We start from the raw sequence: 13,919 nt of genomic DNA, 5'->3' as shown, positions 1-13,919 counted from the left end.
GCTATAGCCAACGCAATCCACGTTTCGGCAGTGACAGCGTGATGGTAAGCCCCCCGCCTTCACGCAAAGCCGCCTCTACACTGCCGCCATGCAGCAGCATCGCACGCCTAGCGATGGCGAGACCCAGGCCAGTTCCACGCACCGCCTCACTGCCTTCTACACGCGTGAATGGCTCGAAAATTTCCTGCAGCATATCCAACGGAACACCGGGTCCGCGATCCTGTACGGTAGTGATGAGCATCTTTCCGCCATCACAGATATTGGCTACGACATTAATCTCGCTGCCCTTCGGGCCAAACTTCAACGCATTGCGGACAACGTTTTCGAATGCGCGATAGAGCAACTCACCATGTGCCTCGATAACGAAGGCGCCAGGTGCAATAAGGCGCAAGGCTCGCTGCGATGCATTGGCTTCGAAGTCGGCATCCTCGGCGATAGACTGCAACAGCTCGATCACGTCGACGCGTTGAGGTGGCGCGCTCGTCGGGCCGGCATTAAGCCTATGTAACGTTAGCAACTCTTCAATCAGCATGTCTAGCCGTTCACTTTCACGCCCTATACGCTCGATCATTGCGGCCGCTCTTGAGGGGTCCTGGCGCAGTAAGCCGATCGCCGCCTGCAAACGAGTCAGAGGAGAACGCAATTCGTGTGAGATGTCATGTATAAGCGCACGATTGGCCTGGGCGAGCCGTTCGATACGTACAGCCATGCGATCGAAATCGCAAGCCAGATCGGCGATTTCGTCGCGCCGACCGCTCATGAGAGGCTCGACACGGGTATCAAGGCGCCCTTCGGCAAAGCGATCCATTGCCCAACTAAGATGGCGCAATGGGTGCGACAAATACCACGCGAGTAGAAGACTGATAACTAGCACTGCGATCATGGCAGACATCAATGGCACTATCGGAACCGCCCACAATGGCATGTTTTCAGGTGGTGGTGGCGTGCGACCCGTTAGCAGAAAGAAGCCCACCGTGCCGCCGATTGCCAGCACCATACTCATTGCGAGTGCAAGTAACAGCTTCCAGAAGAGGCGGCCAAAACGACGTTCAATTGCCATAACTAGTCTTCCAGCAACTGGTAACCCCTGCCGCGTACACTTTGAATCCATGATTGGCCATCCGGCCGTGTGCCGAGCTTCTGGCGTATGCTGCTAATGTGCACATCAATACGGCGGTCGAAACGGGCTAGAGGTCGACCGAAGGCCTGCAGCGAAATAGTCTCTTTACTGACGAGTTGTCCTGCATGTCGTGCAAGCACATCGAGCAGACTGAATTCTGTCCCCGTTAGTTCTAGCGGACGACCACACCACAACGCACGCCGACTACCGGGCCATATGGTAAGTTCACCCACCTGCAGTACCCGAGAGTTGGCTAGCATATTGGCTGGCTCGGACGCTTCGGTTCGGCGTAGGATTGCGCGGATCCGCGCGGCCAACTCGCCGGGTGTACAGGGCTTGGATACGTAGTCGTCAGCCCCCATGTCGAGCCCGACAATGCGGTCGACATTTTCACCGCGGGCAGTCAGCATCAGTACCGGCACCCGGCTGGAGGTACGAATGCGACGCAACACTTCAATACCCGACATGCGCGGCATCATGATGTCAAGTAGAACTATCGTATAGGTGCCACGCGCTACTTCTGCGACGCCGCTCTCTCCATCATGCACGACATGAACGTCGAAACCTTCGCGCACTAGGTACAGCGACAACATTTCGGTGAGGTCTACGTCATCGTCGACGAGAAGTACGCGGGGCATAGGTCAATCGTAGATATAACCGAAAGTATCAGGCTATTTCATAGAAATAGGTACGTTGAGACTTGGACTTTTACCCATCTTAACGCTGCCAAACCGTGGTGAACAGAGGGTGTTTTTACGATAACTAAACTCTCCGTGTCAGCATGCGTTCTCCATTTCCACCAATCTGGTTTCCCTCCGTCTTTTCGTCTACCGTCGCAAGTTTCGCACTCGTAGCTTGCACGGTTGGACCGATCTATTCGGAGCCTATTCCTGCTACACCATCCGCATGGCAAGCCGAGCTACCGCATAACGGAAATATTGATACGTTGCACAACTGGTGGCAGCAGTTCAATGACCCCGTCGTCGCGCAGTTGATCGAGTTTTCCGAAGCAGACAGTCCCACGCTCATGAAGGCATGGGCTGATATCGAGAAGGCCCGTGCCACACTGACTAATGCTCGTGCGGCAGGCTTGCCCAGTCTTGATGGCAATGCGTCCCTAACTCGGTCTCGCCAGCAAACAATGCCTGCTAACGTGACAACCAGTACGACGCGTAATGTCGGCGTTGACGCAGCGTGGGAAATTGATCTTTACGCCAAGGCTCGACACGGCGCCGAATCGGCGGCGGCACGCACTCAGGCACGCGTCGCCGACTGGCATGACGCACGTGTTTCACTAGCGGCGGAGGTGGCCGATACATATGTACAGTATCGTGCTTGCGAACTGCTGGTTGACACATACGAGCTTGAACGATTCTCTGCTGCTGAAACCGAGAAAGCGACCGTCGCCGCAGTACGTGCCGGATTTAACGCAGAAGCTGATGCTACGCTAGCAAGCGCAAGCCTTGCAAATACAACCTCAACACTTCTATCCCAGCGCGCGCAATGTGATTTACTCGTAAAGTCGCTTGTTGATCTTACGGGACGTGATGAGCTGGCGTTACGTTGGGTGATGTTCAAGAGGAAAGCCGGTGATGGATTCAGTAGTGACCCCCTACCTACACCTGTTAGCCTTAAAGTGCAGAGCGTACCTGCCAATGCTGTACGGCAACGGCCAGATATTGCATCACTGGAACGTGACCTTGCAGCAAGTAGTGCAGAGATAGGTGTAGCACAGGCTGATTTGTATCCTAGCGTATCACTGTCTGGCTCAATTTCCATCTCGGCTGCACCTGCCACCTCGACCTTGACGACTTGGTCTCTCGGTCCGTCGCTGTCAATCCCGCTTTTTGATGTGAGCAAGCGTCGCGCCGCAGTTGTTTCCGCACAAGCCAACTACCAAATAGCGCTCGCCAATTTTCGACAGGGCGTACGTACAGCGATAAAGGAGGTTGAGAGCTCGCTGGTTAATCTGGACAGTACCTCTCGTCGCGTGGAAGAGGCGAAGCATGCGGCAAAAGACTATCGTCGTTATCTCCAGATCACTGAAATGCACTGGCACGCAGGAGGGGAAAGTCTGTTAACTCTGGAAGAGGCGCGTCGGTCCGCCCTTTCAGCGGAGATTAACTTAATCACGCTGCAGCGTGACCATATCGAATATTGGATCGCTCTGTACAGGGCGCTTGGCGGAGGTTGGCAATCCGACACTCCAGCATCATCCCCCACCAACATATCGATGGAGGCAGTTAGGACTAACCCATGAAAACTCCACTAAATCGAACTCTTATTACCGGGACCTTGGTCCTGGTCACAGGTGTGGCTGCGCTAGCAATCAGCATTACTGCCTGGATTGAACGTCCTGCAACGGCAGCAGTTACGGAGAACGTGAAGCCGCCAAGTGTCTTAACTGTCAACGTTATTACGCCGGAGAACGAAACGTGGCCAGAGATCGTGCAAGGCAGTGGCCCGCTTGTCGCATGGCAAGATGTCATTGTCAGCTCTGAAATCGGGGGGCTACGCATTGCCGAACTACTAGTAGATGTTGGCGCCAGGGTCAAGCGCGGTGAGTTGCTTGCTCGGCTTGCCGATGACGGCGTCCAGGCCGACTTGCGAAAACAGCAGGCGGCAGTTGCGCAGGCACGCGCAACACTTGAGCAGGCTGTGTCGAACCTGCAACGCGCGAAGAACGTCGAGAACAGCGGTGCACTCTCAACCCAGAAGATTGACGACTATCGTATCAATGAGGTTACGTCACGTGCGGCACTCGCGTCATCCGAGGCCGAGCTCGACAGCATTCAGCTAAAACTACGGCAGACACTTATTGTTGCAGTCGATGACGGTGTCGTCATGTCAAAATCTGCGGTGCTGGGCAACGTCGTCAATACTGGTACAGAAATGTTCCGGTTAATGCGCCAAAGTCGCATCGAATGGCGCCCCGAATTTGACGCTCGTCAAATATCGGCATTACAAATCGGTCAAAGTGCGCATGTGACTTTGCTGAATGGCGAGCAGATTAAGGGACAAGTGCGACTGATTGGGCCGACGCTTAGCACCAGCACCGGCCGGGCGACAGTCTACGTCAGCCTACGGACCGACAGTTCGGCGCGACTCGGCATGTTTTTGAACGGCGCCATTGAATTAAGTCCCCGGCCAGTCTTAACGCTACCACAAACGGCCATCACGCTGCGGGACGGGCGCGCCTACGTCTATTTGCTGGGTTCTGGGAATAAGGTTCATAGTCATTCGGTGACAACTGGCCGTCGGCAAGGGAGCCGCGTGGAAGTCAGTGACTTACCTGTCGCTGCGCAGGTAGTTGCGGAAGGAGGGGCATTCCTATCTGAAGGAGCCCAGGTGACTGTTGTACCGACACCAAATGCAGTCGGTACTGGGTCAGGAGCAATGCGATGAATCATTTGCCATGGTTGGCCCGCAACCCGATGAAAGTAATGTTCTTCGGGCTGCTAACGGCACTTACGTGTATCGGTTTCCGACTATCAAAGAGTCAGGATCTCCCTGATATGAATTTGCCGACGATCCACATATCAGCCATGTTGAAAGGAGTAGCGCCTGTGCAGTTCGAAACCGAGGTTGTACACCAAATCGAAGACAGGTTAGTTACGCTCGGGCGACTTGATCACATCGTGACAATGATTACTGAAGGATCAGTATCGATTAGTGTTCGCTTTGAAAGTGACAAGAATAGCGTAGAGGCCCTTAACGAGGTCCACGATGCTGTGGATAGCGTGTGTGCGGATCTGACATCGAGTGCGGCGGGACCGAACGTTTCGTCACCTGCGTACGTAACATTCTTGAGTTACACGATCGAACCCTTTGCGTTTCGTACTGTTGCACCGCGAAAGGGAAATTTGCCTGGATTCGTGCATGGCGACTGCCAGTTAGCTATCGCACAGGAGAAGATCTGATGAATTTTTCATCGTGGTCCATTCGCAATCCTGTACCGGCATTGCTTCTTTTTTCTCTCTTGACGGTGATGGGGATTATCGGTTTCCGACAATTGCAAATTCAGGATTTTCCCGATATGGATTTGCCAACAATTCAAATTTCGGCCTCGCTGGAGGGTGCAGCACCATCCCAACTGGAAACGGAGGTAGCGCGCAAGATTGAAGACAAGTTGGCATCACTAAGTCGGCTGGATCACATCGTAACGACAATTACCGACGGCTCAGTGGCGATTAGCGTTAGTTTCGAGATCGACAAAAACGGTGAAGAAGCACTAAGCGAAGTGCGGAATGCGGTAGATAGCACGCGTGCTGATTTGCCGTCGAATATGGCATCGCCTACGGTTTCAAAACTGACGACGACGGGTTCCGCATTCCTGACCTATACCATCGAATCGGGGAGAATGGACGAGCAAGATTTGTCGTGGTTCGTCGACAACGACGTATCAAAGGCACTGCTTGCTGTGAAGGGAGTGGCATCGGTGGTCCGCATTGGAGGACTTGATCGCGAGGTGCATATCGATCTCAACCCGACGCTGATGGCCGGGCTCGGTGTTACGCCATCTGACGTGTCAGCCAAGCTTAAGGCAACACAGAACGAGAGCTCGGGCGGACAGGGTGATATCGGCGGCCAGCGTCAGTCGACACGAATGATCGCTACGGTTGGCACGCCGGCTGAAGTTGGAGCAATAACCGTACCGCTCGCCGATGGTCGCTATGTCCGACTGGAACAGATCGCGCGCATCAGTGACGGCCATGCGGAACCCACGACGCTCGCGTTCCGCGATGGCCGGCCGGTCATCGGTTTTCAGGTGACACGCTCGCGCGGCTATTCGGATGTCGGTGTCGCCGACGCGGTGCGTGTTGCAGTTGAACACTTCCAGCAGGCGCATCCAGAGTTCAAAATCGTTGAGGCAAGTAATACGGTTGCGCCGATCGAAGATAACTACGAAGGTTCAATGCATCTGCTGCTCGAAGGCGCGCTGCTTGCGATCTTCGTTGTCTGGTGTTTTTTGCGCGATTGGCGCGCTACCTTCGTCTCGGCGGCCGCACTGCCGTTGTCGATCGTGCCGACCTTCGCCTTCATGGCACTTGCCGGCTATTCATTGAACACGATTACGCTGCTGTCGCTGTCGCTGGTCGTGGGTGTTCTCGTCGATGACGCCATAGTTGAGATTGAGAATATTGAACGCCACCTGCGTATGGGCAAAACTCCATATCAGGCGGCGATGGAAGCGGCTGACGAAATCGGACTCGCGGTGATTGCAACGACCTTCACACTGGTTGCGGTCTTTCTGCCGACCGCATTCATGGGGGGTATTCCAGGAAAATTCTTTCGCCAATTCGGAGTTACCGCGTCCGTCGCCGTACTTGTGTCCTTATTGGTCGCCCGGCTGCTGACGCCGATGATGTCTGCCTACCTACTTAAGCCGGTGCAGACCGGGACATATAGTGATGCCGATGGTCCGCTGATGACCCGATATCTAGGCTGGGTCCGCACCATGTTATCGCGGCGCGGCGTCACCTTGGCTGCCGTCACGGTCTTCTTTGTCGCTACCTTAGGCGTTGCAACGTTCTTGTCCACCGCATTCATGCCGGCACAAGACAAGGCGCAGAGCACCGTAACGATCAAGCTCGTCCCTGGAAGTACGCTGGACGCAACCGCGACCGCAAGCCAGCGTGCAGCCAAGCTATTGAGCACGTTACCCGAAGTACGTAGTGTTTTTGTCTCTGTTGGCACCGCTACCACGGCTGGAGGACCCGTAATGTCGTCTTCTGCAGACTTAACGAGTGCGACTATGACCGTCGATCTCGTGCCGCGCGGGGAGCGACAGCTCAAACAGTCAGATGTGGAAGCAGAGATGCGTGAGCTGCTTCGTGCAATCCCTGGTGCACGCGTCTCTGTCGGAGGAGCTAACAGTGGTGAAGCACTGCAAATCACACTCGCCAGTGATGATCCACAGGCACTGATACGTGCAGCAGTACAGAGCGAAGCACAACTGCGCACACTGAAGGGTATCGGCAACATTACTTCAAGCGCGTCGCTGCAGCGACCGGAAATCCAGGTACGTCCCGACAGCGCTCGTGCGGCGTCATTAGGCGTTACGTCAGAGGCACTGGGTGATGTTGTGCGGCTCGCTACTTATGGTGATTATTCGACAGCGCTGCCAAAGCTAAACCTACCCCAGCGCCAGATACCAATCCGTGTACGCATGGATCCAGTACTGCGCAGCGACTTAGACACCATCACTAATCTCAGGGTGCAAGGAAGTAACGGTAGCGTGAGCTTAGGTTCGGTGGCGAACGTTATGCTCGGTAGTGGACCATCGCAAATCGACCGCCTCGATCGCTCTCGCAACATCACGTTGACCGTAGAGCTGAATGGTCGTGCGAGCGGCGATGTGCAGCGCGAGGCGATGGCACTTCCGGCACTACAGTCGCTACCGGCCGGCGTACATAGCGTTGACCAGGGCGAAGTGCAGCGCATGAGCGAGCTATTCCAGAGCTTCGGTATTGCGATGGCGATTGGTATCTTCTGCATCTACGCAGTGTTGGTCCTGCTGTTCCACGACTTCCTGCAGCCTGGCACCATCCTGGCCGCCCTGCCGCTGGCGTTAGCCGGTGCACTATTTGCATTGTGGGTGACTCATCAGGCATTCTCGATGCCGGTCCTTATCGGCATGCTAATGCTAATGGGCATCGTGACGAAGAACTCGATCCTGCTCGTCGAGTATGCCATCTTGGCGCGGCGCGAGCGCGGCCTTGGGCGCTTCGAGGCACTGATCGATGCCTGCCACAAGCGTGCGCGACCTATCGTCATGACTACGATCGCAATGGGGGCCGGCATGCTGCCCAATGCACTGGGTCTCGGTGCCGAACCAAGCTTCCGACAGCCGATGGCGATCGTGGTCATCGGAGGTCTCATCACGTCGACACTGCTGAGCCTGCTTGTCGTTCCGGTGGTGTTTACGTTTGTCGATGACCTGCTGCAGTTGGGGCGACGCGTCATCACGCGGCGGCCCACGAATGCAGGCTCACACGATCCGATTCTCGAGAACTGATTCATGTACTCAGTCTTTAATATCGAAAGTCCACGTCGCCAGTCAACAAAAAACTCGACCACGCAGTCGCTTGCGGTAGGCACAGACGCGAACGGCGTTACGCAGGTCGAGATGGCTAGGCGCACTATCGATGCGGCGATGATTCGCGAGCTTTCTGACGCATTCGAAGCCCTGAATGGAGACCCTGCAGTTAAAGCGATCGTGCTCTGTGGGACAGACGATGTTTTCTCAGCAGACATTGATCTGTCGTGGCCAATGTGTGCGAACCAGATAGGGGTGGAGCGGAACATTGTCGATGCACGCGCCTTTGCACGGATGTTGTGGCTGATCGAGTCATCTCCTAAACCGACCATTGCGCGCGTACACGGAGTCGTCGCAGGTGGGGGGATTGGGCTCGTTTGCGCGTGCGAAATTACTGTGGCAGCCGACGATGCAATTTTCTCCGTGACGGAGGCTCATTCGGGTAACGTACTCACCGTGATGCGACCTTACTTGCTGAGCGCGGTAGGAACGCAACAATTTCAACGCCTCACGTCAAGCGGTACACGCATCAATGCACAGCAGGCTTGCAAGATCGGATTGATTCAGACCGTTGTTCCAAAAAGTGATTTGGATACTGCGACGAAAGCATTGGGAGCATTCCTCGGAGGTGCTCCCATGCGGCGGATCAACTTAAGTCGAAATCCAATATCGCAACACGATCAACCAGAGACCATTCCATGACAAAAGCAAGTCATTTCAACCCACACGCACCAACTCTCTTGTCGGTCAACTCTCTCACATCGCCACAACGGCGCTGTTTGCTCGTGTCGATCGCCGGCATCTGGGGCCTGGGCAGCAGTTTGGCGCTGACAGGCTGTGGCGGAGGTAGCTCGGACAAAGCAACGCTGCGCTTCGTGAACGGCACGGTCGACTATGCGGCGGCTGATTTCTGGGTCGGCAACGAATGCGTCTTTTCGGGGCTGTCCAACGGTGGAGCTGCGACCGGCTACGGAGAGCAGGACAGCGGAACTTTGCAAGTTTCGTTGCACCCCGCCGGTTCATCAACTGCGAAGCTGACCGCATCACACGACTTCGCCACCGACAGCCGTACAACCGTGCTGGCCTATGGCTCGTTGGCAACCAGCATGACTTTCAAATACTTTGACGAATCGAATGCGGCGGCGTCCAGCGGTAGCTTCAAGGTTCGGGTCTTCCAGGGCTCGCCCTCGTTGGACGCACTCGACGTCTATATTACTAACACCAGCAACCTGAGTGGGCTGAGCCCAACGCTGAGCCTAAATACCTACGCTGAGCTGTCGAGTTTCGTCAGCCTTGGAAGCGGCACCTACCGCATTCGCGTTACCAGCAGTGGCGAGCAAAGCTCGGTACTGTTCGACTACACAGCTGGCCTCACCATCAGCAGCACCACGGTACTGACGCTGGTCATCGTTCCGCGGAGCAATGGTTCACTACCAAACATCGCCGTGCTGCCGGAGGATGGCAACGCACTCGTCATTGCGAACGAACTAGCCTGAGGCTTGGCCACGTGCGCTCATATCACCTCTTCGTCGTTGAAGACGATGTTGCACTAAGAGATCTGCTGTGTGGATACTTGGAGAAGCAGGGTGTAGTCGTTACACCTATTGCTAGTGCAGAAGAGATGCTTCATCGTATACATCGGATGCGTCCCGACCTGATCGTGCTGGACGTTGGGTTGCCTAAGATGTCGGGATTGGAGGCTTGTCGGAAATTGCGGGCTGAGGGCGATCGTGTTCCCATCATTTTTCTCACTGCACGTAGCGAAGAGATCGACCGCTTACTTGGTCTGGAGATGGGCGGCGATGACTATCTGAGTAAACCATTCTCGGTCCGAGAGTTGCTGGCCCGAGTGCAGGCCGTGTTGCGGCGCGCCGCATTTACACCGGGAACACCACTCGACTCGACTGCTTCGATACGGATCGGGGACTACGTCTTCGACGTTTCGGCGCGAAGCCTGCGCCGAGGCAGTGACACGCGTATTCTCAACACGGTTGAATATGCAATGCTCGCCGAGCTGACCACAAACGCCGGAGTCACCGTGTCGAGGGAGCGCCTCATGGCGGCGTCACACACCCGCAAGGAAGCCGTCTCGTTACGCGCGATTGATGCTGCGGTGGTCCGTCTGCGCAAGGCATTGGAGCCCGATCCGGCAGTACCTCGCTATATCCAAACGGTGCGCGGACATGGATATGTCTTCGTACCTTTCGCACCCAAGGTGGAGGTGTGACCGAGCGGCGTCCATTTTCGCTGGTACGTCAGATCGTGTGGTTGGGGAGCGGTACCAGCGTCATGACCCTGCTGCATATTGCGTTGTTGGTCATCGCACTTAGTCCGTTGGCCGATGAGCTCGTGGTCGCTCCGATTGGTGCCAATTCTCAGATGGATGAAGCGATCCTTCTCCAAATCCCCGCCGGGCAATACGAGTCGGTTGCACGCGCGCTGAACGTTGCCGGAATTCAGCTTAGTCGTATGACGCCTTTTACGCCTGTGAAGGCGGAAAGCGAAAGGGCTCCATTCCCTACCCCGCTGCTTGGACGATTTACCCATGCGATGGGTCGATCACTGGTATCCACAACTTTCACCGACTCTTCCGGAAAGCAATGGTACGGTTTGACGCTTCCTGTGGATCAGCAGGTATGGTGGGCTACAGTGTCAAGCTCCCACCCAGCATTCGCAAGACTCGTGCTCCTGATGGTGATCAGCGCTTCCGTGATCGCCCTGGCAGCGCTCGTTGCACGTCTCGTTGGCGTCCGACTGATCGCTCGGCCGATGGCGCTTCTTTCGCAGGAAATACTTTCCAGACGTTATCAGCTTAAGCAAATCAATGAATCCGAGCGATTCAGTATCGAACTGCGCGATGTGATCCACTCTTTCAATTCGCTGGTGCATGCTATCGAGCTTTCAACCCGGTCAGGCCGTGAACTTCTTGCTGGTTTGTCTCATGACCTGCGCACACCTTTGGCCCGTCTGCATCTTCGCGCGGAGACCGAATGCGACGCGGTGGTCTGGGAACGGATGAGACCGGACTTCTGCACCGTCAGTCGCATAATCGATCAGTTCCTCGCATATGTTCAAGGTCAAAATTGCGTCACAACAACTGTGATGCATTCATTGTGCGACGTCATCGAGGAAGTTGTAGATCAGTATCGAGCGGAGGGTGCCGATGTCACATTTTTCTCGTGCAACGTACAGGGTGTCGTGGTTCCCGATCTTGGTATGCAGCGCGCCCTGACTAACCTGCTCGACAATGCCCTTACGTATGGCAAGACACCGATAGAGATCGAACTTGAGGTCAGGACTGACGAGGCAAGATTGACCGTCTTTGATCGTGGGAAAGGAATTGCCAAGGACGATGCTGCCGAGGCATTTCGGCCATTTGCCCGCCTTTCCGCGATCGGTGCCGATCGCGGAAACTGCGGCCTGGGACTCGCGATCGTGGCCCAGGTCGCTGAGCAACTTGGCGGACGAGCAGCACTACAGCCATTCGATGGTAATCGCTCAGGTGTAACCATATACTTGCCGCTGTGTTTGGAAGAACTCACACGCCCAGACGTTCAGGAGCAGTCTCCCAAACGGCGAGCCCGGACGGAATGCTCTATGTTTCGGGTGCCGAAGGACTTCATCTCAAGTTTTTCTAGTAATTCCACCTGATCCGGTGTTGATATTGCACTGCCGGTTCCAGTCATTTTGGGGCTTTCGCAGGTCAGCTCCCACGATGTCTTGGTACCCTCGCGCCGAACCTGAGAATATTCGCACTTGGGAGCAGGCTTAGAAGCGTCGTCAGTCGGCTGGGGTGCGGCTTCCATCAACGCTTTCTCAGGGAGTGTGCCTAATGCAGTCTCCGAAAAACATATCGTTCGAACTCGTTCCGCAGAGCCGCCGAACGGAAGACCCTTGAACGAGCCCGTTAACTCCCATTTTCCAGCCTTTATAGGCACCTGGGCGAATGCGCTGGCGTGTACAGCTATTGCTAGACAGAAGGTAAATCGCATTTTAGTCATCGCCATGATCTAACTCCGTAATTAAGACAAGCTCAGCTTAGGGGCCAACACACATCGCATGTGACACAGAATGTGACGCAATGTGATGTAGTGTGGACATTCGTCATGCCGTGTCACTTATATGCGAGGGGTATCTATCAAAGTGAGATCACAGTGCTACTGCGTGGAACTGCCACCTATACCAAGAGAATTTTCATGACTCAATTTATTCGACTAATGGCACTTAGTTCTGTTCTTACTGCTTCTCTTTTAGCGGGTTGTACGACCGAACGGCAAATGGAACCAAAGACAAAACTGAAAAATGTGCCGGATCTCACTATCATGGTTGACTGCGGGAATTGTCAGGTGCGATCTGCGATCCCGGAGTCGATTCATACGGCCTACGTCGTTGCCGCGGCCAAAGCAGGGGTTCCTATCTCAGGTGACATACAGGTGACCCTGAAAATCACAAACTATACGGAACGAGGCCTAGTAATTCGATCGATTTCTTTTGTAGCCGGGCCGCTTGCATTCGCGTTGAAGGATGAGATAAAGGGGATCGCGATACTCAATGGGAAGCAGTTGCCGCTGGAGTATCAGGTCCATAGTCCATTCAGTGGTATCGATGCCGTTGCACAGAAACTCGGTGAACTGAGCTTCGATGCAATAGCCAATTTACGCGAAACGGCGGTATCCGGCCCACCTTTGAGTTCGAACCAGAATATCGCATCGTCAGATCCGACACAGTTGGCGCCAATTTCAAATTGACCAGCTCAAATTCAGATCAACTGCAACACATCGCACCGCGGAAATTCTCATACTTTTGACCGTCACCGTCTGACGAAGTTCGTTCTGCAGTAGTCAGGGGGTGCGGACAATAACTGGGACTACTTGGAGGTAGTTCATGTATTCATACGAAGAGCGAATTCGAGCCGTCAAGCTCTATATCAAGCTCGGCAAACGCACTGGCCCGACTATTCGGCAGTCGAGCTACCCAACAAAGAATTCACTCAAGGGCTGGCCTCGAGAATACGAACGGGATCGGGATTTACAGGTGGGGTACACCCGTTCTAGGAAGAAGTACACCGGGCAAAAAATACAGGTGGTAGTTCAGCATTAGCTTGATCATGATCGTTGTATCGCATCCACCCTGAGGGCACTGGGATACTCATGCAGGTTGCTGCTCACAGACTGGATCGATGAACTGCACCCGCAGATTCGTCGACGTATGGTGGGGCGTGCACGGAATGTTCAGCACCCACCGGAGATAAAGAATGCCGCAGTGGTTGAGCTTTGCACCAGGACGACCAATGCGCAGACCATTGCCCAATCAGTGGGGGGGCAGGCCTACGTTGTACAACTGGAAGAATCAACTGCTTGGCCGGGATATATCTGCGTCTATGAAGCGACATAACGATTCAGGGCCAGCTTCAAAGCAACAAGATCTCACATATGTCCTGGTCAAGTATCTTTACTGTTGCCCTAGATGCCGATCTGGTTCTTTACGAATATTGAACCGACGTTGCATGCCTTGCTTCACTCGGGTGTTGAGCCGATCCAATTCTGACCGCGGTCACTTCTGGATGGAAATCAACATCCAACAAGCTCATTGAGTTCGAGGTGTGCTGGTGCAGTCGCTGACGGTCGATGTCACATGCTGCGATTCGCGCTGTAGGCTACGCCAATGGGTGCTCTGCAGTCACTGAGTTGGCTTGAGCTTGATGGGTACGCACTCGCAAGTGTTTGGGCTGGCGTAATTCGCGAGGGGTGTTACAACCTG

12 protein-coding genes and 1 pseudogene are annotated in these 13,919 nt (G+C 54.8%); 10 read left to right on the top strand and 3 right to left on the bottom strand.

Annotated elements, in window-relative coordinates:
• Window position 1: 1 nt before the first annotated feature.
• Both AC07VY_RS15270 and AC07VY_RS15265 read right to left on the bottom strand, forming a co-directional pair.
• Window positions 2–1,060 (bottom strand): HAMP domain-containing sensor histidine kinase, encoded by a 1,059-nt coding sequence (locus tag AC07VY_RS15270; protein WP_495097862.1) that lies wholly within the window; start codon window positions 1,058–1,060, stop codon window positions 2–4.
• 2 nt (window positions 1,061–1,062) lie between these two features.
• Window positions 1,063–1,758 (bottom strand): response regulator, encoded by a 696-nt coding sequence (locus AC07VY_RS15265; RefSeq protein WP_495097861.1) that lies wholly within the window; start codon window positions 1,756–1,758, stop codon window positions 1,063–1,065.
• A 143-nt stretch (window positions 1,759–1,901) separates the two neighbouring features.
• Here AC07VY_RS15265 and AC07VY_RS15260 point away from each other — a divergent pair, with 143 nt between their 5' ends.
• From AC07VY_RS15260 to AC07VY_RS15225, 8 genes are read left to right on the top strand one after another with little or no spacing between them, the layout of a single operon-like run.
• Complete coding sequence (locus tag AC07VY_RS15260) at window positions 1,902–3,380, top strand: efflux transporter outer membrane subunit (RefSeq protein ID WP_495097860.1); 1,479 nt, start codon at window positions 1,902–1,904, stop codon at window positions 3,378–3,380.
• The gene (locus tag AC07VY_RS15255) at window positions 3,377–4,525 is read left to right on the top strand and encodes an efflux RND transporter periplasmic adaptor subunit (RefSeq protein ID WP_495097859.1); all 1,149 of its coding nucleotides are present in this window, start codon (window positions 3,377–3,379) and stop codon (window positions 4,523–4,525) included. Before AC07VY_RS15260 ends, AC07VY_RS15255 begins: the two co-directional genes overlap by 4 nt.
• Complete coding sequence (locus AC07VY_RS15250) at window positions 4,522–5,040, top strand: efflux RND transporter permease subunit (protein ID WP_495097858.1); 519 nt, start codon at window positions 4,522–4,524, stop codon at window positions 5,038–5,040. The genes AC07VY_RS15255 and AC07VY_RS15250 overlap by 4 nt, the downstream gene beginning before the upstream one ends.
• Complete coding sequence (locus AC07VY_RS15245) at window positions 5,040–8,138, top strand: efflux RND transporter permease subunit (RefSeq protein ID WP_495097857.1); 3,099 nt, start codon at window positions 5,040–5,042, stop codon at window positions 8,136–8,138. Before AC07VY_RS15250 ends, AC07VY_RS15245 begins: the two co-directional genes overlap by 1 nt.
• A gap of 3 nt (window positions 8,139–8,141) precedes the next feature.
• The gene (locus tag AC07VY_RS15240) at window positions 8,142–8,861 is read left to right on the top strand and encodes an enoyl-CoA hydratase-related protein (RefSeq protein ID WP_495097856.1); all 720 of its coding nucleotides are present in this window, start codon (window positions 8,142–8,144) and stop codon (window positions 8,859–8,861) included.
• Window positions 8,858–9,655: a DUF4397 domain-containing protein gene (locus AC07VY_RS15235; RefSeq protein ID WP_495097855.1), complete on the top strand. Its 798-nt coding sequence runs from the start codon at window positions 8,858–8,860 to the stop codon at window positions 9,653–9,655. Before AC07VY_RS15240 ends, AC07VY_RS15235 begins: the two co-directional genes overlap by 4 nt.
• Before the next feature lie 11 nt (window positions 9,656–9,666).
• Entirely contained in the window at window positions 9,667–10,386 is a 720-nt protein-coding gene (locus AC07VY_RS15230; protein WP_495097854.1) for a response regulator, read from the top strand.
• A complete protein-coding gene (locus AC07VY_RS15225; RefSeq protein WP_495097853.1) occupies window positions 10,383–11,810 on the top strand; it encodes a sensor histidine kinase in 1,428 nt (475 codons plus the stop codon). Before AC07VY_RS15230 ends, AC07VY_RS15225 begins: the two co-directional genes overlap by 4 nt.
• Here the strand turns inward: AC07VY_RS15225 and AC07VY_RS15220 are convergent.
• Window positions 11,714–12,151: a DUF3617 domain-containing protein gene (locus tag AC07VY_RS15220; RefSeq protein ID WP_495097901.1), complete on the bottom strand. Its 438-nt coding sequence runs from the start codon at window positions 12,149–12,151 to the stop codon at window positions 11,714–11,716. The two genes, AC07VY_RS15225 and AC07VY_RS15220, sit on opposite strands and share 97 nt — an antisense overlap.
• A gap of 204 nt (window positions 12,152–12,355) precedes the next feature.
• On the opposite strand from AC07VY_RS15220, the gene AC07VY_RS15215 reads away from it, so the two are divergent.
• Both AC07VY_RS15215 and AC07VY_RS15210 read left to right on the top strand, forming a co-directional pair.
• On the top strand, window positions 12,356–12,907 hold the full coding sequence (locus AC07VY_RS15215) for a hypothetical protein (protein ID WP_495097852.1): 552 nt from the start codon (window positions 12,356–12,358) through the stop codon (window positions 12,905–12,907).
• 136 nt (window positions 12,908–13,043) lie between these two features.
• Window positions 13,044–13,587: pseudogene (locus AC07VY_RS15210) on the top strand (IS3 family transposase); the annotation flags it as partial.
• Window positions 13,588–13,919 lie beyond the last annotated feature (332 nt).

This window comes from Rhodoferax sp. GW821-FHT02C08, assembly GCF_059421805.1.
This window is presented reverse-complemented; position numbering and strand designations above follow the sequence as displayed.